This is a genomic window from Brevibacillus sp. AG162 (genome assembly GCF_006715575.1).
Classification (GTDB): domain Bacteria; phylum Bacillota; class Bacilli; order Brevibacillales; family Brevibacillaceae; genus Brevibacillus; species Brevibacillus brevis.
The window spans coordinates 73940-97987 of the sequence record NZ_VFNO01000011.1 but is presented as its reverse complement, the minus strand read 5'-3'; the positions used below and the strand labels follow the sequence as shown (position 1 = coordinate 97987).

Here is a 24048-nt window from a genome sequence, read left to right as displayed (position 1 = left end):
CGACAAAACAAAGCTGCAAGCCAAAGCAGATGAAATCAAGGCTGAGAACTTGAAGGAAGAAGAGTACACAAGCGCGAGCTGGGCAGAACTGAAACAGGCATTGGAAAAAGCGGATGCAGTGCTGGCTGATCCAAATGCAACCCAGCAAGAAGTAGACGAAGCGCTGGCGGCACTGACAAAGGCGAGAGAAGGTTTGAAAAAACCAGACGAGCCTACGCCTACCGTCGACAAAACAAAGCTGCAAGCCAAAGCAGATGAAATCAAGGCTGAGAACTTGAAGGAAGAAGAGTACACAAGCGCGAGCTGGGCAGAACTGAAACAAGCGTTGGAAAAAGCGAATACAGTGCTGGCTGATCCAAATGCAACCCAAGAAGAAGTAGACGAAGCGCTTTCGGCATTGACAAAGGCCAGAAAAGGTTTGAAAAAACCAAGCGTGCCAACGCCAACGCCTACACCTACAGTCGACAAATCGAAGCTTGAAGCCAAAGCGGACGAAATCCAATCCGAGAATCTTACGGGTGAAGACTACACAAGCGAGAGCTGGGAAGAACTGCAAAAAGCTTTGAGAAAAGCGGATGCAATATTGGCTGATCCAAATGCAACCCAAGAAGAAGTAGACAAAGCGCTCTCGGCATTGAAAAAGGCCAGAGAAGGTTTGCAAAAACCAGACGAGCCAACGCCAACACCTACTGTCGATAAATCAAAGCTGCAAGCAAGAGTAGATGAAATCGACGATGAAGATTTGGATGAAGATGACTATACATCTTCCAGTTGGAGAAAACTCGAAAAAGCATTGAAGCGAGCAAATGACGTACTGGAAGATCCTGATGCAACCCAGGACGAGGTAGACGAAGCACTGGCTGAGCTTAAAAAAGCAAGAAGAGATTTAGAATCTGGTGATAAGCGAGACAGAGACCGGGATAAAGAACGGAAAAAAGACCGGGACAGCACTAATCATGTTCAAAACCCGTTCTTTACTGGAGGCAGCTCCGGTAATGTAGAACCGAAGCCAAGTGAGCCAGCAAAAGAAGAAAACGACCAAACAGGCTACATGAACGGCTATCCAACCGGAAACTTCGATCCAAATCGCCAAGTGACCCGTGCAGAAATGGCTATGATCCTGGTAAACACAGGAATGGTCAAGACTACATCCGCAAGTGGAATGTTTATGGACGTAGCCGACCAACATTGGGCGGCAGATGCGATTAGAAGAGCGAATGAAGCAGGGCTGATGAACGGTTATTCGAATGGCACGTTCAATCCGGGAGGCGGAATCACGCGCGCGGAAATGGCGACCATTGTATACAAACACTTGGGGTTAAATGGAGACGGCATGCCGAACAACTTCTACGATGTGCCAGGAGATCACTGGGCAACTCAGATTATTGCGGCAGTAAATAAAGAAGGCTACATGGCCGGCTATCCAGATGGTACATTCCATCCCCAAAAGACATTGACTCGAGCAGAAACGGTCACGATCATCAATCGTTTGCTGAACCATTCGCAGTTAAGCACGGTAATAGGACAAAGCTGGCCGGATGTACCTCCAACTCATTGGGCGTACAAGGATATTGAAGCAGCAACCAAAAAGTAAAGGGAACTCTCTTTCTTAATCAAAAAGACCGGAGTGCATATTTTATATGCTTCTCCGGTCTTTTTCGGCTACTCTCATAATCGCAACGTACGAAGATTCATTCACATATTCTGGAATTCGGGAATGTTCCTTGCAGGTAGGAATCCCATAGGTTATTGATAAATTCAATATTGATCTTGTTTTCAAAAGCCTTGGAAATGAGACCAAGGTCGTCCGACGCATACCCTGCCAGTTCTGAATTCTGGGTTATCCGAAAAGTTTGCTTGAGCACAAATTCCCCGAAGAAGGGAGCTAGTGAATTTGTGAGTCTAATTAAACAGGAAGACTTGAAACTCGCTTAATAATATTGACAACTTCATTGAGCAATGATAATCTCTCTTTGTTGAAATTGATATTGATTATCATTATTGATTTTGATAAAAAACGAGCGTTTACTGGGTGGGGGAAACATAATGAAAAGGCTATTACAAGTTAGTATGGTTCTACTATCTCTCCTAATTATTACTGCTTGTGGTTCAAAAAATTCGGATAATACAAGCAGCGTTGCCTCAAATAATACCGACTCGGCTGGCCCTATCATTATTAAACATGGAAAAGGTGAGACTAAGCTTGACAAGCCTGCGGTGCGAGTCGTCGCCTTGGAGTGGATCTATACGGAGGAATTAATCGCGTTAGGTATTCAGCCTGTAGGAAATGCGGACAATAAGGAATATAAGATTTGGGTGACTGATGAAGCGGCACTCGCAGATAGCGTTACGGACGTCGGCTTGCGTTGGGAGCCCAACCTGGAGACGATAGCGTCATTGAAGCCTGATCTGATTATCTCGAATACGGACAATAACGATGCAATCTACAATCAGCTTAATGCTATTGCGCCTACGATTGAATTCGATCCTTATCCGAACGAAGGAGATGCCTATACAGGAATGGTCAACGATTTTAAGACCATTGCTAAAGCAGTAGGTAAATCAAAAGAAGCGGATAAAGTGCTCGCAGATCTTGATACGCATTATGCAGCAGCTAAGGAAAAACTTAAAGCAGCTGGCAAGGACAAATTCAATTATGTCATTACCCAAGCATTCAGCAGCCAGAATGCGGCAACGTTGAGGATGTTTACGGAAACATCGACAGTCGTACAAACGCTCAATCGTATCGGGTTAACCAGCGATTGGAAGTCGGACAAATTTGAAAAGTACGGTTTTACAGACGCTACCTTTGAGTCCCTGCCAGCAGTGAGCGATTCCAATTTCATTTACATTGTCCAGAAAGACGATAACGTTTTCGGTGACTCGGTGAAGAATAATAAGGTTTGGAACGGATTAAATTTCGTTAAAGAAAACCGGACTTATGGCATAGGTGGAGACACATGGACCTTCGGCGGCCCCCTCTCCTCCAAAGTATTAGTTGACCGCGTTGTAGAAGCTATAACGAAATGAGAACCGTTAGTTTATTCGGGGGTGGCTTAGCTGCCCTCTTCCTACTGTTGATAGCCAGTCTGTGCTTTGGGGAAGCAGAAATTACTTTCAAGGTCGTGTTAGAAGCCCTATTTCATCGTCAGGATATACTCTCACATAATGTGATATGGGATATGCGTATACCGCGTGCGATACTAGGATTCATCTCCGGGGCAGGGCTTGCTGTAGCTGGGGCCTTGCTACAGACGGTTACTAAAAACCCGCTAGCTTCCACAGATACACTTGGTATTAATGCCGGTGCTTATTTTATGGTTGTTGCTGGAACGATCTATTTTCCCAACCTGCTCCACCAGTCACCATTTCTCTTTGCCGCCGCTGGCGGAGGCTTTGCTGCGATGTGTGCCTATTTTCTCGGAGGCGGTCGATCTACAAGTCCAATCCGCCTAGCCCTTTCCGGTATGATCGTAGCTATGGTGATCGGTTCATTTACAAGCGCTCTACATATATTCCATGCTACGGAAACACAGTCGCTATTTTTATGGGGCTCAGGCTCGCTCTCCCAACTCGACTGGAAAGGTGTTACGTATGCCTGGCCTGGCGTCAGCGCTGTTATTATCGTCGCTATTTTTATGGGCAAGCAATTCGATGTATTGAACTTGGATCAGTCCACTGCTCAATCATTAGGTCAGAAGGTTGATCTCATTCGCTTCGCCGGATTGGCACTTGCCGTGCTTGTTGCTTCAGTCGTAGTCAGTGTAGTCGGACCGATCGGATTTGTTGGTCTCGTCGCGCCGCACTTGGTACGTCTAAGCGGATTGCACAAGCATAATTGGCTTATTCCCGCCACCGCGCTTTGGGGAGCCGTATTGCTCACTGGGGCTGATGTTCTTACGCGAATGGTGCGTAGCAGCATGGGTGAGATGCCAGTAGGTGCGATGATGGCGATAATCGGAGCACCTTGGCTAATCTGGCTCATACTTAGGAAAATGAATGGTATGATGGGTTCCTTTTCAACCTCATCCATGTCTATTGGCAGAAATCGTGTTCGGATTCAATTCCCGCTTCTCGCGTTCATCATGCTTTTCTTCGTTGTCTTATTCATCCTTGTAAGCATGACAATGGGCGGCACACGTATTCCGCTAAGTCAGTTATTCGCGAGCTTAATTGGATCTGACGAAGCAGCATCTTATTCAGCCCTCTTTAATTTACGATTACCTCGTACCCTTGTCGCCGCAGGCGCAGGAATAGCACTGAGCGTAAGCGGTGTTCTAATCCAAGCTTCTGTTCGTAATCCATTAGCCGATTCTTCTATTCTGGGGGTGACCTCGGGGGCTGGATTCGGAGCACTACTTGTGCTTATTGCCTGGCCGCAAGTACCGATCGTAGTTCTTCCGATCGCTGCCATGAGCGGAGCTATACTTGCTGCTGCCGTCATATTCCTATTCGCATGGCGAAAGTCGCTCAATCCCTCGGTACTTATTCTTCTGGGGATCGCGGTTTCAGCTATCGGCTCCGCGGGTATTCAAGCCTTAATCGTACTTGGGCCATTATGGGGAAGTAGTAGCTATATATGGTTGACTGGCTCGACATATGGTCGCACCTGGGATCAATTCCTCATCATCTGTATATTCCTTGCCGCTCTCCTTCCTCTTGCATGGTGGCTCGGTCGCAGGTTTGATATACTCGCATTCTCTGATGATAGCGCTATAGGATTAGGTTTATCGGTGCGTAAAACACGATTCGCTGCAATGTCCGTAGGTGTTCTTCTCGCTGCCGGTGCGGTCGCCACTGTAGGAACTGTAGGCTTTCTCGGTTTAATCGTCCCTCATATGGTAAGAAGCTTAATCGGGCATAACACACGACAATCCATCGTATTGTCGAGCTTACTCGGGGCTCTCCTTCTTGTATTGGCGGACGCCATCGGTCGAACGATACTTGCTCCGGTCGAAATTCCATCCGGTCTATTAATTACTTTGATTGGCGCACCTTATTTTCTATTCGTAATGTTTCGGTCACATACGAAGAAGCTGTAGACCAATAGCTAGTGAAGGGTAATCCCTTTACTAGCTTTTTTCTGAATGTCATATAAATGAACGGACCAATCTTATTGCAATAGTTTCCCGTATAACGGCTGATAACCGGCAAACTACGATTGAAATGAGGTATGCAATGTGAAAATCGACGTTGATCAGTTAGCAGAACATTTGGCACACATTCCTTTTCAAGTAGAAGGAGTATATCGATATGCGAAAGATCCAGGTGTACCTTACGCTGAATATACAGATTCTTTTCCTGGATTTGTGTTTCCACTTACAGGGAAGGTGCAATTTCAATTTAACGGCACGCCCTATATTTTTTCGCCAGGAAAAGTTTTGCATGGGGGGGCGAAAATGAAACTAGCTCAAAAAACGTTTGGCAACACCAACTGGGAGTATATTCTCGTATTATACCGAATATGTAACGCAGAACTGGAAGAGACAAGCTTTTCTCATCAGCATTTTGAATTATCAACCGGACAATCTCCTCGTCTTATCGAATTAATTATGCGTCTTTGGCATGTGTATAATCAGCCTGGAGGCATTTCGATGTTTCAGACCGAAATGCTGTTTCGCGATGTATTGAATGAAGCCTTATTATGTGTGGCCAATAGGCAAAATAGCTGTGAATCACATACTTTATTCGAACGGGTATCTACTTATATTCATGAATACTATTATCAAGGCCTTACAATAACATCGCTTGCAGAACAATATAATATTAATCGAAATCGACTTTCTTACGTATTTAGAAGACATGCAGGCATGGGACCAGCAGAGTATCTACTCAAATATCGGATAAACATGGCGCAAGAAATGCTATTTACAAGTGATATGCCTGTACAACAAATTGCGCAAACGGTTGGAATTGCTGACCCCTATTATTTTAGTAGAGTGTTCAAGAAACAACTCGGTATCTCTCCTACTGAATATCGAGAGAAGTTCATCAATAATCCATGCTAATTTCAACAGGCATCCATTCTAAACCAAAAATGGCTTTACTATACTAATGGCAAACAAAAGAAAACATCAAGTCGGAGGAATAGCGTATGCAAAAGGTTAAAGGCCTGCTAATCTCCATGCTATTAGTAGTAGGCATACTAGCAGGTTGCAATCAAACACCTGCTGAAAATAAGGGATCAACTACCGAAGGCGCATCTACAGCCGCAGTTCATGTAGATACAACCGAATGGCCAAGAACATTTAAGGATGCCCTAGGGAAAGAAATTGTTATCGAGAAAAAACCAGAAAAAATAGCCTCATTATGGTATTTTTATCCCGAAATATTAGTTGCATTAAGTGAGCCACCTGCTGCATCTACTGAAAAAGAGTATCTATCTACTTTAACCTATTTAAAAGGAAAGCTGGATTCAACTGAGGAATTGGGAGATAAAGTGTCTCCTAGTATTGAAAAGATATTATCTATTGAGCCTGATATTATTTTAGCAACAGAGCATCATGAAAAAATGTATGATTCACTTGAAAAAGTTGCGCCAGTCATTACGTTAAAATCCAAGGAAATCTACGGAGATTGGCAATATGGACTCCGTACAGTAGCCGAGATTATTGGAAAAGAAGAAGAAGCGGAAAAGGTAATTGATAAAATGATGAAAGAAATCACAACTGGGCGAGAAGCATTAAAGTCGATTCAAGGAGAGTCAGTGGCATTTATATTGTCGTGGGATGGGAAAACTTTCAATGTACTCGGTGAGGAAAATCCAGTCTATACACTTGCGTTTGATAAAGAAAAGGGACTCGGGCTTACACCAGATCATACATTTACGGGTATTACTAATAAATTTACTTCGTTTGAAGGAATATCAACTGTACAAGCAGACCATATTTTTCTTATCGGTGACATTACAAAAAAGGAAAATTTAATGAATGACTTAAAACAAAGCAATGTATGGAATAATCTCAATGCGGTCAAGAAAGGCAATGTTCATCTATTGGATTCTTCTGCTATTACTGGTGGCCCATTAGCTATCGAATACGCTTTACAAAATATAACAAGTGCTTTGCGTAAGCACTAAAAAGTTATGGAGGGATTCATATGCATTACCAAGCGATTAATCTGAATGAGAAGCTATCTACACTCAACGATCTCTGGTCTCCGAAAGTCGTTGGTGAAATAAATGACTTTCAATTTAAAATCATCAAGATTGCCGGGGATTTTATTTGGCACGAGCATCAAGGGGCCGATAAGGTATTTATCGTGCTCGAAGGAGAAATGTTCATTGATTTTCGTGATGGGCAGGTGAAAATTTCCAAGGGTGAGATGTTTATTGTCCCGGGGGGAGCGGATCACAAGCCTTTCGCCGAAAAGGAATGCCATGTCTTGTTGGTGGAGCCTAGAGGCGTAGTAAACACAGAGGCTTAATGCAAAACATAAATGATGAACGAATGTTCAAAAAAGGAGCTGTCCACCGCAGCTCCTTTTTTCATTTTTACAAATGGTTTAGACATTTCCTGTCATTCTCCATGGACTTACTGGAATAACTGGGGAAATACTCCGCTTTTTATAGTGTTCATGACGCTCGTTTTACATAACCTGTATGTGCAGATTTTTTTTCTTTTGAAGATTCATTTACATATCATTGGGGAATTTCCCTTGCAGGTAGGAATCCCATAGGTTATTGATAAATTCTATATTAATCTTGTTTTCAAACGCCTTGGAAATGAGACCAAAATCGTCCGACGCATACCCTGCCAGCTCTGAATTCTGGGTTATCCGAAAAGTTTGCTTGAACACAAATTCCCTAATTTCTCTGATCATCGTATTTTCAGAGGGGGCAATTTCATCAACTTTTTTGTAACTAGAACTCCATGCCGTATCAAATTCATCAGCATCCCTAGCGTCTAATTCAGCGTCCCAATCAACATCTTTATGGAAGACATTCTCTAAAAAACGGTCATGACTGATTATCGAAAGTATCTCACTCGCTGTTTTCAACGGAACCCTACCTCCTTCCATAATATACTAATGGGGATTGCTTTGTAGCACAATGGAATGTGTCATAGTTTTTGCAAAAGCCCAGTTGCTGTGTCTCCATTCCTGTAATTTTTAACTTTAACGGTATAATAGAACGGAAAGCATAAATCACATGAAGAGAAATTCCGCGAAAGCATTACCTATGTGGAAAGTTAAGGCAGGCTTGGCTCCGAGCCGTATCATGAAACCAAAGGGGAAGATCCATCATGTCGAAAACAATCGTTGAGAAGCTGAACCTGCAAAAATATCAAAAAACGGCTGTCTTACATACACCGGAGGGTGAGGAGAGCTTAGCCGTTCTTAAAGAAGCGGACCATGCGTTGAAAGACGTGCAATATGATATGATTTTTGCTTTCGTACTGGATATGAAGTCCTTGCAAGAGCTCATGAAGAAGGTAATCGACCACAGCTATTTATTGGAGGGAGGGCTTCTATACGTTGCTTATCCCAAGAAAGGGAATAAAGTCTATCCGACTTATATCCATCGGGATGAATTATTCGATGGATTAGGAGCCCATGAAGATGGCTATATCGGGACAAGCACGATCAAATTTAATCGAATGGTCGGCATGAATGAGGTATTTACGGTTGTCGGGTTTAAAAATGAGAAAAAGAAGGCGGCAAAAGCTTCATCTAAATCGAGTCAATGCGTCGATGATTATATAGACTTTGTGCCGAAAATAGAAGAGGATTTACGCCATACGCCAAAAGAGCTCGCTTTTTACCAATCACTCACGCCCGGGTACAAAAAGGATTGGGCGCGGTATGTATATAGTGCCGTACAAGAGGGGACACGGGCAAAGCGCCGAGCTGAAATGATCGCGGTCTTGGCTGAGGGTTTTAAAACCATCGATCTTTATCGCCGGGGTAAGTGAGACGCTGTTTGAGGTTGTGAGGAAGCCTCCATAGAATGAAATACAAGAAGAGCCCGCGTCGATCATGGGCTCTTTGTTGCTTCTATGAACCGAGGCGGCCTTACCGGTGAAGCAGCCGCCGCAGCGTATCGTCAAGGTGCTTGTCTAAGGTAACGGGGTTGGCGTGTTTTACCTGAAAGTTACGGGCGAAAAACATTTAGACGCTTCAATAAAGCTCGGGAACTTCTAGCGTAAAACCTCGGACTCTATGAGGTCAGCCAACAATTGCAAATGCCATTAGAAGAAATTGAGTATATCTTTCTCCGCATGAGTGGCTATGAGCGCACTGACGTTCATCCAGACAACATTGTCGCAGGAAAAGCCCCACCATATCCTTTGTAAGGAGGCTGTACGCGTGCGAAAAATATGGAAAAGAAGGATTTTGATCAATAATCCTGTTGTGCTGGACCGGGTTCAGATCGAGCAGGACTTGCGCGACGGCAACCAAGTGATTGTCCAGTTCTCTCACCCGGAGTTTTATGGCTCCATTTTGGAGGAGGTGGATGAGCTGTGCGCGCGTTTGGATGAAAACTTCGGAGTGCGTTTCTACGGGCACTATTCTCTCTCGTTTGATGGGCATACTCTTTTGCGGATTCCCCATGTCAAAATGCTGCATCTCAATAGCCTTACTCAGGCACATAACACCGAAACATTGACGACACTGAAACATTTGCACAGTTTACACCTTGGCATATACGAGTTGGAGAATTCAGAGGTTTTGGGAATAGAAACATTGCGCTCTCTAAGAGAATTATCCATTATCTCTGAGAAAAAAAACTCTCAACCTTCAATATTTGAAAGAATTCTCTCATCTGGAACAATTGCATGTCGGGGGAAAGGTGAAAAACTTGGATGCGGTTGGCGATCTGAAGGATTTGAATTATCTCGCGCTGCATTCGATCAGCAAATTACCGTTACATTTTGTTAATCGACTGAAAAAGCTGAAGCACCTTCGCATTTTGCTTGGAGGTCGAGAGCATATTCAGGAAATTGAAGAGAATGAAATCGACGACCTGGAGATCTCCAGAGTCCGCGGTTTTCATGACCTGTCCAATATCGCGAACTTCCGAGCGCTAACTCGTCTTGTGATGGAAGATCAAATTCAACTGCGTGAAGTCAGCTTTGATCGGGAGATGAAGGCGTTGGAGGAGTCTTACCGCTGGTGGCTGATTCATTATGGAAATGCCCGGTTGAATGGCGGGAATATTTTAACGATCGTTTCTCCGGAACATAGAGAGTATGACGACAGCGATCTTCTTTATATACATAGGTTGAATAAAGCCGAGGGGTGGTGGGTAAGCCAGTTTCCCCACAGACTGGACTTGTTCGTTCCGGATAGTGACGAGCTTTATTTTTTGATACGTCTTCCAGAGATGAACAAGGTGAGTTTCCGATCATGGCGGATTTTTCGTCATCCTTAATACTCCATTGTTCAGGAGTTAGATACATTACGTTGACTCTAACCAAAAATAGGAAAGTTAGTATATAATAATTGCAAAACGGAAAATCGTGGGTGTTTACATGGATAATATGTTTCCTTCATTCTTGTATAATTTTTGGAAGGTGATATTTCAGACTCTGCAAAAGGTTACTCTATTTGACATATTGAGGACTTTCATTCCATATCTTAAGAATAGTAAGTATAAATATGTATTTGTAGAGTTATGGGTTGTACTTAACGTATTAATTTCATTTATTTCTGTAATATTTATACACAATGTAACTAGTGATAACTTTCAATTATTGAAGTTAATTTTACTTGTATATGGCATTTACAGAGTGTTTGAAATAAATATAACACAACTTAATTTAATGTTATTTTCAGATGGTATTGGGGAAGTTAGAAGTTACAAGCGTACAATCATTTTATTGCTTCATAATTATGTAGAAATAGTACTTTGGTTTACCCTATCATATTTATACTTCTCAAGTGAATTCAAAAATGTGGATACGAAATCTTTTGTAGAAATAATCTATATTAGTTTGGTGACAATGGCGAGTTTCCAATCAGCTTTAATGCCTGGTACTAGCATGGGATATTATTTAGTCTCTTTCCAAACAGTAACAGGTCTGCTATTAACATTAATAAGTCTTGCTAGATTCATTCCACTCTTGGCTAATCCTAAATCAATAGATAGGGATGAAAGTATAACTAATAGAGATTTAGAAGAATATAAGCATCTATGTGAGAATTTAATGAACCAAGTAAAAAAACAAGATGACTATATAAAAAGGTTAGAAGAAAGGGAAAAAAACATTATTGCAGCTATTAAAGAAATTGAGCAAAGTAAGCGATTAACAGCTTCTGCAAAAGAAAGCGACTAACGAAAGTATGATGGTTGCTTTCTTTATATGTAATACTTGCGCCTTTGAGCATGCCAAATACGAATCCGATTATATATAGCAATATACGACCATAGATGGCAGTGGTGGAAAGGTATTCGTGCATAACGGTGATGATATGATACGTTATCCTGACCACGGTGAGTATAAGAACAGCCTTGTTGTGTAGGTCTTATGAAATATCGCAGAGCAGTTGTGCCTTTTGCTGGGGTACAAGTACAAGAGTAATGGGATAAACTAAAAGTTTATGTATGAATTCGAATGAGCCCCCGATCTTTGGGGCTCATTTGCTGTTCTAAAATCTATACTTCTTGCGATAGGTTCGAGGAATTTAGCAGATTGATATCTATGTCTTGTCAGTAAGCGTGTTTTCCTTAAGAGAGTCAATCATATACACCCATCCAATCAACCCACATAAAACAAACCCAAACGAATGCAGCGATCCGTAAACCGGAATGAAATCGTGTATGGTTAAGGAAAATAGGTTTTTCAATAACGGATAGCAAATGGAAATAACGACAATCGTGTAAAAGGCAATGCAGGAAAGGACTAAAAAGAAACTCGACTTATTCTGTAAAGAGCCTTTCCTCAAATAAGCAAGCAGATAAGTGGTGTAAATCGCAATATTACAGGCGAACAAGGTGACGCCAATATACTCAATCGGCTTCGAGAAAATAATACCGACAGCGATCAGAATGGGTCCGATGATATCGATGGCAACGACCCATGGATACCAGCTTTTCTTTGTCATAATCCGTCCGAGGAAACCGATAAAAATCGGAACGATGGCAGATGAGAAATGAAAGTGGACCGAACTGAGGGCGTGTGTTGCGTGTTTAACTTGGTAGAGGTCAACCTGATACTGATACAGCGTGAACCAAATGCCCCCGATGAAAAAGTAAACGAGTCCAGCACCAATCGCTATTTCCGCTGCTCTCCCCTTGTGATTCACAATCAAGCTCAGGCCATAGATGCAGAGTAGTAACGTGAACAACAACCAGCCGAGGGAAAGATTGCCTGGTATGGCCGTGCTCCCCATCCCCCACGCTTGGCTGCCCATTACAGAGGCGAAGACGAGAAGCGCTGCGGGAAATTGAAGCAGTTTGATTGAAGTATATATCAGCCGTTGAAGTGTATTCTTTTCCTCATAGCCCAATAGTAAAACTACAAGAGGTACAATGACGAAAGCCGCAAACAGAAGAAATTTATCGACGAGATCAAATTGGAAGTAATCAAGGTAAAAAATCAGGATGGTTATGATTCCACCGGGAATCGTTGGTACTAACAATCGTTTCATCAAATGCCTCCAGGAAGCCATACATGGATCTTCATTTCTAAAGCTGGCCCTTAATAAATAGGTGGTTGCTTTTAGTAGTTTAACACATTTTGTGAGGGCTATTTTTCGAAAGCTACCCTTTTAGATAGGCCTATTATTACTACGTAACAGTTGAATAGCAAACCCGGTCCCTTATCTTAGGCCCGGGTTTCTTTGTGCTGTTATCCAATGATTAGGAAAACTTATGATGACAATAACGAATCCCAATTGCTCGGGTTCTACTCACTGTGGTAGCTTAAAGTAAATAATCATATAAGATTACTCGGAATTAATTTTTTCTCTTGCGAGGTGCATATCGTTGGTACTTAAGGTGACAGACAGTCCTTTCAGTCAGGAACAAGTAGAGCTCCTAAATCGGTTGCTGCCCACGCTCTCAGAGGTGCAAAAGGTTTGGCTGAGCGGATATCTTGCAGCTCTTCACAAAGTGGAAGCACCGATGGCCGCTGGGATTCAAACCGCTTTAGCTGCGAATGGGCAAGTCATTTCCAAGGAGGTCACTGTGCTTTTCGGATCTCAGTCCGGGAACAGCCAAAAGCTGGCCAAGGTGCTGACCGGAAAGCTTCAGGAGCACGGCTTCCACGTAACTCTTTCCTCCATGAGCGACTTCAAGACGAATGCGTTGAAAAAGGTTGAAAACCTGCTTGTTGTGGTAAGCACACACGGGGATGGTGAACCACCAGACAACGCCATCTCCTTCCATGAATTCCTGCACAGCAAAAGAGCGCCGAAATTGGTGGGCCTGCGGTTTTCCGTGCTGGCATTGGGCGATACCTCCTATGAATTATTCTGCCAAACTGGTAAAGAGTTCGATAAACGGTTAGAAGAGCTAGGCGGCAAGCGCCTTACTCCCCGGGTCGATTGCGATGTGGATTACGACGAGCAAGCCTCTGAATGGATGAATCAGGTCCTGGCTTCTCTCAGTGAAGCTTCGGCAACCCAGGTTGCTGCTGCAAGCGCAATCGTGGGTGGTGCAGCGATCGGGTCAGAGACACACACCGAATATTCACGGTCGAATCCGTTTCAGGCTGTGGTTTTGGAGAACTTGAATCTCAACGGACGCGGGTCGGATAAGGAAACTCGTCACTTGGAAATCTCCCTTGAGGGGTCCAATCTCGAGTATGAACCGGGTGACTGTTTGGGGATCTATCCTAAAAATCATCCCGACCTTGTCCGTGAGCTGATTGAGGCAATGGGCTGGAAGCCGGAAGAGCTCGTTCCTATTCATAAAAACGGGGAAGAGCGCACGTTGGAAGAGGCCTTGTCCAGTCATTTTGAAATCACGGTTCTCACCAAGCCTCTCTTGGAACAAGCAGTAAAGCTATCATCAGGAAACGGGTTGCAGGAACTGCTTGCGGAAGGACAGGAGCAAGAGCTTCGCGATTATATTCGAAATCGGGATTTGCTAGACCTGGTAGAGGACTACGATTTGAAGGGCGTATCTTCCAAAGAATTTGTCTCCATACTTAGAAAGCTGCCGCCGCGTCTCTATTCGATCTCAAGCAGCTTAAAGTCCTACCCGGACGAAGTTCATCTGACAATTCGCAATGTTCACTATCAGGCTCATGGGCGTGAGCGGTACGGCGTTTGTTCGAGTTATATCGCGGATCGTTTGGAAACGGGTGATACCCTGCCTGTATTTGTACAGCATAACCCAAACTTTAAGCTTCCGGCTAACCCGGACATCCCGTTGATCATGGTTGGTCCCGGCACGGGTGTCGCTCCATTCCGTGCCTTCCTGGGAGAACGGGAGGAGCTTGGGGCGACGGGCAAGACATGGCTTTTCTTCGGCGATCAGCATTTCTCCACGGATTTTCTCTATCAGCTCGAATGGCAGCGTTGGCTCAAACAGGGCGTACTGACGCATATGGATGTCGCGTTCTCTCGAGATACGAGCGAAAAAGTGTATGTTCAGCACCGGATGCTTGAAAAGAGCAAGGAGCTTTACCAATGGCTCCAGGATGGGGCGCATGTATACGTATGCGGAGACGAGAAAAAGATGGCGCACGACGTTCACGCAGCTCTGGCCAGCATTCTCCAACAAGAGGGCGGACTTGATTCAGAGGAAGCCGTTGCGTATTTGAAACGGATGCAGCAGGAAAAACGATATCAGCGAGATGTCTACTGATTTTTGAGAAAGAATGAGAGGGGAGATCGAAACCATGTCAGAAAATCATTTGCTTTCGCCAAACAGTGCTCCTCACAGCGATGTAGAGGACATTAAACGCCGAAGCGATTACTTGCGGGGAAGTCTGGCGGAAACGCTGGAAGACAGGATTTCTGGGTCCATCCCTGAGGATGATAACCGCCTGATGAAATTTCATGGCAGCTACATGCAGGATAACCGGGATCTTCGCAACGAACGGAGCAAACAGAAGCTGGAGCCAGCCTATCAATTCATGGTGCGCGTGCGTGCCGCTGGTGGCGTTGTCACACCAGAGCAATGGCTCATGATGGACGATATCGCCCAACAGTTTGCGAATGGAACGATTCGCCTGACGACTCGTCAGTCTTTTCAACTGCATGGCGTGATTAAGTGGAATATGAAGCAGGTGATTCAAGAAGTAAACGAAGCCTTGTTAAGTACACTGGCTGCCTGTGGGGACGTCAACCGCAACGTCATGTGCAATCCGAATCCCTACGAGTCGGAAGTTCATCAAGAGGTTTACGAATGGGCCAAAAAAATAAGCAATCATCTCGACCCTCGGACCCGCGCCTATCATGAAATCTGGCTGGATGAAGAAAAGGTTGTCGACAGTCGGGATGGGGTAGAGCAAGAACCGATCTATGGTCCTGTCTATTTGCCGCGCAAGTTTAAGATCGGCATCGCCGTACCGCCTGCCAACGATGTTGACGTTTTTTCGCAGGATTTGGGCTTTATCGCGATTCATGAGGAAGGTCGACTGCTGGGCTTCAACGTTGCGGTGGGAGGCGGAATGGGAATGACCCACGGCGATCCCAAAACCTATCCGCAGGTGGCGCGGGTGATCGGCTTCGTCACACCGGAACAAGTATTGGATGTCGCCGAGAAAACGGTCATGATTCAGAGAGACTACGGGGATCGCGCGGTACGGAAGCACGCACGGTTCAAATATACGATCGACGACCGCGGCATCGAATGGTTTATCCATGAATTGGAGCAACGACTGGGCTGGGAGCTGGAGAAGGCACGCCCCTATCACTTCGAGCATAATGGCGATCGCTACGGTTGGGTAAAAGGGAGCGACGATAACTGGCATTTTACCCTTTTCATTCAGAATGGCCGTGTAAAAGACGAGGACAACTACCTCCTGAAATCCGGCCTGCGGGAGATTGCCAAGGTTCATACAGGGGATTTCCGCCTGACGCCGAATCAGAATCTCCTCATTGGAAATATCACCAGTGAAAAGAAGCCGGAAATTGAACAGATCATTCAAGCATACGGGCTCACCGATGGAACTTCCTATTCTGCACTGCGGAGAAACTCTATGGCTTGTGTATCGTTGCCGACTTGCGGACTTGCGATGGCTGAGGCAGAGCGTTATTTGCCGACACTGCTGGATGAGATCGAGCTGATTTTGGATGAGGCGGGTTTGCGCGATGAGGAGATCGTCATTCGCATGACAGGATGCCCAAATGGATGCGCAAGACCTGCATTGGCGGAAATCTCTTTCATTGGGAAGGCTGTCGGTAAATACAACATGTATTTGGGCGGTAGTTTCTCCGGCAATCGGTTGAACAAGCTGTATCGTGAAAACATCGGAGAAGCAGAAATACTGAATGAACTGCGGCCGATTTTAAATCGGTATGCGAAGGAACGCGAGGAAGGCGAACACTTCGGAGATTTCGTCATTCGGGCAGGGTATGTGAAAGAAGTCAGATCGGGACTCGACTTTCATGAGTAATGTGGTTGCCAAGAGATAGAGTTTTGCCCTCAATCGATAGAAATAGAAGAAGAGCCCGCGTCGACGTGGGCTCTTTATTGCTTGCAAGTATTTTAGGCTTCTCGTAGCTGCTGAATCACTTCCGCTGCGAACTGATCTGTAAACCGGATGTGCCCATTTTCCTGAACGATCCGACCTTCCTTCTTGCGACGATCCAGCCATTCGCTAATCCATCCCGGAGCATAGCCACCTTGACCGAATTCTCCGCCAAAGGCGATCATTTTCTCATAGACAGCCAGGTACTGTTCATGACTGGTATCAGGGTATGACTTTGTGTATAGCCAAAACTGCACATCGTACATCAGATACGAGAGTTCATCCGCATGAAAAGAAAAAAAGCCTTTTTCCTCTACAATCCGTGTACAAATACTGCGTATTTTCTGATCAATTTGTTCCACTTCCGATACTGGCGTGCACAGCTCCTCCAGCAAGGAAGAAAATTTTCCGTGGGCTACTTTGTAAAGAGCTGCTTCCTTGTCCTCCGCGGAGGTATCGTATTCTTCTTCGCTCACCAAGCCCCTGATAAACGCCTCGAAATTTTCAGCCAGGAACGTAATTTCATAATCGCTTTCCTGATCAACGTGAATCACTTCGGGTTCACCATCTCTCCCGCATGCCCGGTAATCCAGCATGACTACGTCGTGACCTGCTGAAGGACAATCACAGATCACAACTCCAATGTCGGGATATCCCCATTCCTCAATCATAAACTGGCTGCCAAGATCCCCGCAGAGCGAATAGCTTTTCTCTCGGCCAATGCCTAGAATGCCCGTAATGGCAATGTGATCCTCAGCCCAGGAGGTTGGGTCCTCTGTTGGGAAGCACGTGTTCTTCGGAATGCCGCCGTTCTGATGCTTCATTAGTGCAAGATAGGAGGCAGGGAGCTTGTATCCGAGCTCTTCCTCGATTGAGGCGATTAGTTCATCCGTGGGTGGCTCGGATAGATAGGCTTTTTTCGCGTACTCGCTGTCGTCCCAAAAGTCATCAAGCGACATGTTTGAAAAAGGAACTTCCTCCGATGCCGAACCCTCAACAGCCGCTGCCTTTTTGGCTGCCATCCGAAGCTCCTGTCTTTGCTGCTTCTCCGCTTTTTGGAGACTCCACCTTAACCATGACTCGGTATTCTGATTACCGGTTTCTAACTTGTCTGAGGTACGGAATGACTGTGCCGCCTCTTCATATCTTTTCAAATGATAGAGAGCAAAACCTACTCGAAAGTGCCAGACTGGATCTTGTTGACCTGCCTCAGCAATTTTCTCCAATTGGTTGAGAGCTTCTTCATATAGCCCCAGGTTGTTATAAGCTCTGCCCAGTCGGCTGATTGCCTCATACTCTCGTTCCCCTTCGGGAACGGTTAACAGCAAGTCCACAATTCGCTGCTGTTCGTCTTCTTCATGCCAGCGATTCAACTGTTCGATAAGTACCTGATCCATTGCAGCCTCCTAAACGATTCTTTTTCTTAGATGCCAGCCACGCGAAGCTGCCACCATCTACCAAACGATTATGTATTCATATAAGATTAATGTATTTCGTGTCGTTTGTGCACAGCGATCTTGAAGGGGGAGTACAAGTTGAGTAAGGTGGATATCCATGACGTATGGTTTGATTTTGCCTCAGCCTTTGTGCAAAAAAAGAATGCTTCGGGCTGGAACACACTAACCTCGCAGGAACAAGAGATTGCCGCCTTATGGCTGTTGGAAGCTGATGTGTATAACGGCGGGTTCTTGCAGTTTTTTTGCAACTGGGGAGAAGAGGCATATATCTACGCGGTACGGGCCTTACAAGCGATCGGGGCAGTCCATGCACTCGAAATCGTCCAGTCGGGATATGCCTGCATCGAGCATTTATCGGAAGACAACCGCCTCACCCAGCTCTGGGATATTCCGCGGTTCCTTACCGAGGAGGAAGAAGAACGGCTGGATAAGCTTGATCAGAGATTCTGGGAAGACCAGGATCGCCTTGCAGAAGTTGCACATCGATATTACGTGCAGCAGCTAGGAATACCCACCCCATCATAAGGTGACAGGGTGGGCAATATCATGGGAACTCCTACAACTATTCGACAGCACTAGCCCCTTCTGATTGGAGCATAAGCAGCAGCTCCCGAATATCGGGAGCGAGCTTGTCATTCCCTTCCATAATCTCGGTGAAAACGGGAATGGCATCCTTTAGCAGCGAATAACTGAAAGAAAAATAGCTGAAAAATGCCTCCTGCTCATAGCCCCTCGGCTCCTCTTCTTCCCACCATAATTCATCATCTTCCTCGTCCTCTGGCCATAAATACTTTTCGTCCAATAGCTCGTTCATGGTCTCAACTGCATTTTGTGAATCCATTTCGTCCACGTTTATAGCAGAAGCAACAGCCAGGTACAACTGAATTTCCTGCGAAGAGACCTGCTCTGGCTTCTGTTTGGCAAGCTCCTGCAGGAGTATCAGCAGTACCCACGGCGTCGTCTGCCACAAGGTGCTTTGATGCTCGATTAGATTGGCCAATTCCGCATATTGCCCGGTCTCTATAAGCCGCGGAATGTCCGTCCCTCTTCCATAGGCTGTCGTCAAACGCTGCCACGGAATGTCGTTTGTCAGGTGGGTCAAAGAGTTCATCTCCATCTCCATGAGGTTTTCCTAATTTTTACCATAAGTACGGCAAAATTTATATGGTAAGCGCCTCACTGGTAACAACAAACCAAATCCTAAACCCCCGCAATAAACTAAGGTAAGGCCTTGGTTTTTACGTGTTCTTCAGACGCTGTTTACGGAATCCTCCCTTTTTTACCAACATTAAATAGTTATTAATCCTCTAATTATAATAGATAATTGAATCAATAAATAATTTCTATGATATAGTTATAGTTGTGAAAGGTAAGATGTTTTCGTAGCGTCTTGCAACGGGGCAAGGAGCTACTACTTCTTTTTTACAAAAACAGTAGATAAGGAAGGGTATTATGAGCTCCATACAGCAAAAAACAGACGTTATTTTGATTGGTGCAGGGGTCATGAGCGCAACTCTGGGAGCATTACTGAAAGAATTGGCACCCGAGTTGGAAATCAAAGTTTTTGAGAAACTCGCAAAAGCAGGGGAAGAAAGCTCTAACGAATGGAATAATGCGGGTACTGGCCACGCGGCACTCTGTGAGCTGAACTATACATCCGAGAAAGCTGACGGGTCTATAGATATTAGCAAAGCCATTAAAATCAATGAACATTTTCAGCTGTCCAGACAATTCTGGGCTTACCTTGTAAAAAACAATCTCATCCAAAACCCGCAAGACTTTATCATGCCAATACCTCATATGAGTATGGTACAAGGCGAAAAGAATGTAAGCTTTTTGAAAAAGCGTTTTGAAGCGCTGGCAAACAATCCTCTCTTTCAAGGGATGGAATACTCCGATGACCCTGAAAAACTGAAGGAATGGATTCCGCTCATCATGGAAGGCCGCACATCGAATGAACCAATAGCTGCAACCAAAATCGACTCGGGTACGGATGTCAATTTTGGTGCTTTGACACGTATGTTGTTTGATTACTTGAAGACGAAAGACGTCTCGATTAACTACAACCATGCTGTTGAGGATATCAAACGTACGAGCGACGGCATGTGGAAATTGAAAGTGTACAATATGGCTACCGGTAACATCGAAGACCATATTGCCAAATTCGTCTTTATCGGCGGTGGCGGCGGAAGCTTGCATTTGCTCCAAAAAACCGGTATTCCAGAGTCCAAACATATCGGCGGTTTCCCGGTAAGCGGATTGTTCATGGTTTGTAAAAATCAGGAAGTGGTAGAGCAGCACCATGCAAAAGTGTATGGTAAAGCAAAGGTCGGCGCTCCTCCAATGTCGGTACCGCATCTGGATACCAGATACATCGACAACAAAAAATCCTTGCTGTTTGGACCTTTTGCCGGATTCTCGCCAAAGTTCTTAAAAACAGGTTCCAATATGGATTTGATCACTTCCGTAAAACCGAACAACGTCATGACGATGTTGGCGGCAGGCGTAAAAGAAATGGCATTGACCAAATACCTGATCGAGCAAGTTATGTTATCGCATGAAAAGCGCATGGAAGAACTACGGGAGTTCATTCCGAACGCGAAAAGCGAAGAGTGGGATATCGTGGTAGCCGGTCAACGCGTGCAAGTTATCAAGGATACACCAGCAGGAAAAGGTACTCTTCAATTTGGTACAGAAGTGGTTAGTGCCGCTGATGGCTCCGTAGCTGCATTGCTCGGCGCATCTCCAGGTGCTTCTACAGCTGTTCAGGTTATGCTTGAGGTATTAGAAAAATGCTTCCCACAACGTATGGCAGAGTGGGAACCGAAAATCAAAGAAATGATTCCTTCTTATGGCGTGTCACTCTTGCAAAACCAAGAGCTTCTTCAAGAGATCCAACGTTCGACAGACGAGGTGCTTGGTCTCGTCGAAAAAGAACTGGCTTATAGTTAATTAGTTAATGGCAATCTTACAGTGAACCTTCGATCCGTTTTTGGATTGGAGGTTCTTTTTTTTCATAGGAGGCTAAAGGACAAAATTCAAAAGGAAAGTAGAGTGAAGGGTGAAAAGCTTGAAAAAATAAAAGGAAATAAATATACTATACTTTGCTACGATATAATGAAAATGATTATCATTAGCAAATAACAAGAGGATAGGAATGGGAGACACTTATTTATGAAAAAGAATAGCACTTATTTGTTCGCAGCACTTTCTTTCATTCTGGCAAGCTGCTTGTTCCTCACTGGCTGCGGTGCTAGCCAGGAACAAATGTCTACTGCCGGTGACAATCAATCATCCGCACAGCGGGTCATTGAACACTATTCCGGTAAAACGACCATAAAAGGGGAGCCGAAGAAAATAGCAGTGCTTGATTATCGGTTGGCTGACTCTCTTTACGCTCTTGGCATCAAGCCCTATGCCATGGCATCCTACCAGGGAGAAACGAACCTGGAATACATGGAGGGGAACCCGTTTGAAGGCGTGAAAAATCTGGGAGATGACCCGAATCTGGAAGCGATTCTGGAGGCAGAACCTGATTTGATCATAGGCAGAGAGGTCCATGCTAAAATTTATGACGACGCATCGAAAATAGCTCCCACAATCATTTTAAAAGACCAAGATGATTGGCGGCTTGCTTTCCGTGAATTAGCAAGCATGCTTGGCAAGGAAGAGGAAGCCGACGAATGGTTGGCCCGCTACGATCAAAAAGCCGAGGAAGCCAAGAAAAGGCTGGCAAAAAAGGTTGGCAAAGATGAAACGGTGCTTTACATGCGGGTCATGGCAAAAGAATATCGGGTTCACGGCCCGAATCAACTGTTTGGCGCGACGATTGCCCGCGACTTGGGATTGAAGCCGCTCCCGCAAGTTGAAGCTATGAAAAAATTTGAAGTTATTTCTATGGAAAAATTGCCGGAGCTGAATCCAGATCATATTTTCATTCAGGTCGGAAATCCAGCCAAGGGTCCAGACAAAGAATCCGATAAGAGATTCCAAGAGTTGACTAACAGCGCTTTATGGCAGCAGTTAAAAGCAGTCAAAAACAATCAGGTATATGTCGTTCCTCACTGGATCATCAGTGATTTCCCCCACATCAAGGAGAAATCGATAGAGCTTGTCCTTGAAAAAATGAAAGCAGAGTAAGTCAGGGCCGCGTTCATTCGGCAAGCTAAATTCATGCTAGATTCATATGGAAGTCACTCCGATGATTTGGGGTGGCTTTGTCTGTTGCCGAAGGAGTGAACGATCCCTGATTGATTATGACTATTAATGATTGTTTTTGATTGAAATTGGATGTATAATCAAAATCAATCCTGGTGCAACTAGGAGAAGGGAGGATACGATGCTAACCCCTGAACGTCATCAACTGATAGTAACTTTAGTGAAAGAAAAAGATATTGTGCGCATTCATGAGCTTGTGGAAGCGACTGGGGCATCGGAATCGACGATCCGGCGAGATTTAAGCGAATTGGAAGAACAGCGCTTGCTTAAACGCGTGCACGGCGGGGCGTCTGTGCTGCAGAGCAAAATCGAAGAGCCGACGATTCTGGAAAAATCGGTCAAACATGAACGGGAGAAACTGGCGATCGCCAAATATGCCGCCAGTTTGATAAAACCACACGACTCGATTTTCATCGATGCGGGAACCACGACGTATCAGATGCTGCCCTATTTACCTTACGACAACATCATGGTCGTTACAAACGGGGTGGACATTGCCCTTCAGCTTATCAAGCGAAACATCAGGACGATCCTGCTGGGCGGAGAATTGAAAGCGGCTACACTGTCGATGGTGGGGCGTGATGCGATCACTGCGCTCAGTCAATACCGATTCGACAAATGCTTTCTCGGGATCAACGGCATTGACCAGCATCACGGTCTGACCACACCTGACCCGGATGAGGCATACGTCAAGCAGCTGGCCTTGCAGTTTTCTGACGAGCGATTTATCTTGTCCGACTCTGACAAGTTTTCCAGGGTCACCTTTGCCAAAGTGGGAGACCTGCAAGGCATCACGGTAATCACGGATGACGGTTTGAGTCAAGAGGAACAACAAGTTTACGGCAGATTATCAACTCTTAAAGTGGTGAAAGCATGATTTACACAGTAACCCTGAACCCATCGATTGATTACCACTTGTGGATCACTGCTCTGTCGCAAGGAACCATTCATCAGGCGCAAAAAGAATGGAAGGTCGCAGGCGGAAAAGGCATAAATGTATCAAAGGTTCTCCGCATACTCGGGGAAAACAGCACGGCGCTGGGGTTTGTCGGTGGGTTTACGGGAGCGTTTATTCAACAGCAGATCGAGCAAGCCGGCATCTCTCATGACTTGATCCAAATCGAACAGGATTCCAGAATCAATTTAAAAATAAAGGCGCAGACCGAAACGGATATCAGCGGAGTCTCACCGGACATCCCGGATGAAGCGCTCCAAAGGCTGATGCAACAGATCGACAGCTTGCAGAGCGGCGATTATCTGGTACTCGCGGGAAGCGTGCCAAAAAGCTTGCCGTCCGATATGTACCAGACGATCATGAAGCGGCTGCGTGGCAAGGGCGTCCGTATCTTCCTCGACGCAAAAGGGAAAGCGCTTGAAACCGGTTTGTCGGAAGAGCCGTTTCTCATCAAGCCCAATCATCATGAGTTGGGGGAACTGTTTGGGGTGACGATTGCCACACCAGCAGAGGCGATCGATATGGCACGTAAGTCTTTGCAAATGGGCGCACAGAACGTCATCGTGTCGATGGCTGGTCAGGGTGCTGTATTTGTCAATCGGCAAGCGGCTTATGTCGCCCAGATTCCGCAGCGCAAACCAGTCAATTCGATCGGTGCCGGAGACTCGATGGTTGCCGGTTTCCTTTATGGCTATAGGCAGGGAATGGATACGGAAGCCGCGTTTCGTTTTGCTGTAGCTGCGGGGAGCACGACTGCCCTGTCGGAAGGGTTCTGCACACATGAGAAGGTACAAGCATTTCTTCCGGAAATCACAATAACCGCCATTTGATA

General features: G+C 45.2%; 21 protein-coding genes. 17 read left to right on the top strand and 4 right to left on the bottom strand.

What is annotated here, in order from left to right:
• The 6 genes from FB479_RS25315 to FB479_RS25285 form a co-directional block, all read left to right on the top strand.
• Positions 1–1594: S-layer homology domain-containing protein (locus FB479_RS25315; RefSeq protein WP_185746418.1), on the top strand; the 1594-nt coding region annotated here is incomplete at its 5' end.
• A 452-nt stretch (positions 1595–2046) separates the two neighbouring features.
• A complete protein-coding gene (locus FB479_RS25305; RefSeq protein ID WP_142067144.1) occupies positions 2047–3030 on the top strand; it encodes an ABC transporter substrate-binding protein in 984 nt (327 codons plus the stop codon).
• Entirely contained in the window at positions 3027–5042 is a 2016-nt protein-coding gene (locus tag FB479_RS25300) for an iron ABC transporter permease (RefSeq protein WP_142067143.1), read from the top strand. Before FB479_RS25305 ends, FB479_RS25300 begins: the two co-directional genes overlap by 4 nt.
• A 138-nt stretch (positions 5043–5180) precedes the next feature.
• The gene (locus FB479_RS25295) at positions 5181–6008 is read left to right on the top strand and encodes a helix-turn-helix transcriptional regulator (RefSeq protein ID WP_142067142.1); all 828 of its coding nucleotides are present in this window, start codon (positions 5181–5183) and stop codon (positions 6006–6008) included.
• A gap of 86 nt (positions 6009–6094) precedes the next feature.
• On the top strand, positions 6095–7078 hold the full coding sequence (locus tag FB479_RS25290; protein ID WP_142067141.1) for an ABC transporter substrate-binding protein: 984 nt from the start codon (positions 6095–6097) through the stop codon (positions 7076–7078).
• 20 nt (positions 7079–7098) lie between these two features.
• The gene (locus FB479_RS25285; RefSeq protein ID WP_142067140.1) at positions 7099–7425 is read left to right on the top strand and encodes a cupin domain-containing protein; all 327 of its coding nucleotides are present in this window, start codon (positions 7099–7101) and stop codon (positions 7423–7425) included.
• 207 nt (positions 7426–7632) lie between these two features.
• Here FB479_RS25285 and FB479_RS25280 read toward each other — a convergent pair whose 3' ends face one another.
• Positions 7633–7998 (bottom strand): hypothetical protein, encoded by a 366-nt coding sequence (locus FB479_RS25280; RefSeq protein WP_106657621.1) that lies wholly within the window; start codon positions 7996–7998, stop codon positions 7633–7635.
• A gap of 245 nt (positions 7999–8243) precedes the next feature.
• Here FB479_RS25280 and FB479_RS25275 point away from each other — a divergent pair, with 245 nt between their 5' ends.
• The 4 genes from FB479_RS25275 to FB479_RS25255 all read left to right on the top strand — a co-directional run bounded on the left by FB479_RS25275 (position 8244) and on the right by FB479_RS25255 (position 11276).
• Positions 8244–8912, top strand: coding sequence for a YdeI/OmpD-associated family protein (locus FB479_RS25275; protein WP_142067139.1), 669 nt, complete (start codon positions 8244–8246; stop codon positions 8910–8912).
• Between the two features lie 394 nt (positions 8913–9306).
• A complete protein-coding gene (locus FB479_RS25265; protein ID WP_255438634.1) occupies positions 9307–9879 on the top strand; it encodes a hypothetical protein in 573 nt (190 codons plus the stop codon).
• Positions 9791–10372 carry a hypothetical protein gene (locus FB479_RS31080; protein ID WP_255438632.1) on the top strand — a complete coding sequence of 194 codons (582 nt, stop codon included), beginning with the start codon at positions 9791–9793 and terminating at the stop codon, positions 10370–10372. Before FB479_RS25265 ends, FB479_RS31080 begins: the two co-directional genes overlap by 89 nt.
• Positions 10373–10472: 100 nt before the next feature.
• The gene (locus tag FB479_RS25255; protein ID WP_142067138.1) at positions 10473–11276 is read left to right on the top strand and encodes a DUF3967 domain-containing protein; all 804 of its coding nucleotides are present in this window, start codon (positions 10473–10475) and stop codon (positions 11274–11276) included.
• 364 nt (positions 11277–11640) lie between these two features.
• Here FB479_RS25255 and FB479_RS25250 read toward each other — a convergent pair whose 3' ends face one another.
• Entirely contained in the window at positions 11641–12591 is a 951-nt protein-coding gene (locus tag FB479_RS25250; protein ID WP_142067137.1) for a YndJ family transporter, read from the bottom strand.
• A gap of 337 nt (positions 12592–12928) precedes the next feature.
• Between FB479_RS25250 and FB479_RS25245 the strand changes: the two genes are divergently transcribed.
• Both FB479_RS25245 and cysI read left to right on the top strand, forming a co-directional pair.
• Complete coding sequence (locus tag FB479_RS25245; protein WP_142067136.1) at positions 12929–14755, top strand: assimilatory sulfite reductase (NADPH) flavoprotein subunit; 1827 nt, start codon at positions 12929–12931, stop codon at positions 14753–14755.
• A gap of 34 nt (positions 14756–14789) precedes the next feature.
• Positions 14790–16511, top strand: coding sequence for an assimilatory sulfite reductase (NADPH) hemoprotein subunit (gene cysI, locus FB479_RS25240; RefSeq protein ID WP_142067135.1), 1722 nt, complete (start codon positions 14790–14792; stop codon positions 16509–16511).
• Positions 16512–16603: 92 nt separating this feature from the next.
• Here cysI and FB479_RS25235 read toward each other — a convergent pair whose 3' ends face one another.
• Positions 16604–17983, bottom strand: coding sequence for an SMI1/KNR4 family protein (locus FB479_RS25235; RefSeq protein WP_142067134.1), 1380 nt, complete (start codon positions 17981–17983; stop codon positions 16604–16606).
• Between the two features lie 138 nt (positions 17984–18121).
• Here FB479_RS25235 and FB479_RS25230 point away from each other — a divergent pair, with 138 nt between their 5' ends.
• The gene (locus tag FB479_RS25230; protein WP_142067133.1) at positions 18122–18568 is read left to right on the top strand and encodes a DMP19 family protein; all 447 of its coding nucleotides are present in this window, start codon (positions 18122–18124) and stop codon (positions 18566–18568) included.
• 37 nt (positions 18569–18605) lie between these two features.
• On the opposite strand, the gene FB479_RS25225 is transcribed toward FB479_RS25230, so the two are convergent.
• Positions 18606–19154: a hypothetical protein gene (locus tag FB479_RS25225; protein WP_142067132.1), complete on the bottom strand. Its 549-nt coding sequence runs from the start codon at positions 19152–19154 to the stop codon at positions 18606–18608.
• 341 nt (positions 19155–19495) lie between these two features.
• Between FB479_RS25225 and FB479_RS25220 the strand changes: the two genes are divergently transcribed.
• The 4 genes from FB479_RS25220 (at position 19496) to pfkB (ending at position 24046) form a co-directional block, all read left to right on the top strand.
• Positions 19496–20995, top strand: coding sequence for a malate:quinone oxidoreductase (locus FB479_RS25220; RefSeq protein WP_142067131.1), 1500 nt, complete (start codon positions 19496–19498; stop codon positions 20993–20995).
• A gap of 222 nt (positions 20996–21217) precedes the next feature.
• On the top strand, positions 21218–22183 hold the full coding sequence (locus FB479_RS25215) for an ABC transporter substrate-binding protein (RefSeq protein ID WP_142067130.1): 966 nt from the start codon (positions 21218–21220) through the stop codon (positions 22181–22183).
• Positions 22184–22382: 199 nt separating this feature from the next.
• Positions 22383–23138, top strand: a complete 756-nt coding sequence (locus tag FB479_RS25210; RefSeq protein WP_142067129.1) for a DeoR/GlpR family DNA-binding transcription regulator — start codon at positions 22383–22385, stop codon at positions 23136–23138.
• Positions 23135–24046, top strand: a complete 912-nt coding sequence (gene pfkB, locus FB479_RS25205; RefSeq protein WP_142067128.1) for a 1-phosphofructokinase — start codon at positions 23135–23137, stop codon at positions 24044–24046. The genes FB479_RS25210 and pfkB overlap by 4 nt, the downstream gene beginning before the upstream one ends.
• The last annotated feature ends 2 nt before the right edge of the window (positions 24047–24048 follow it).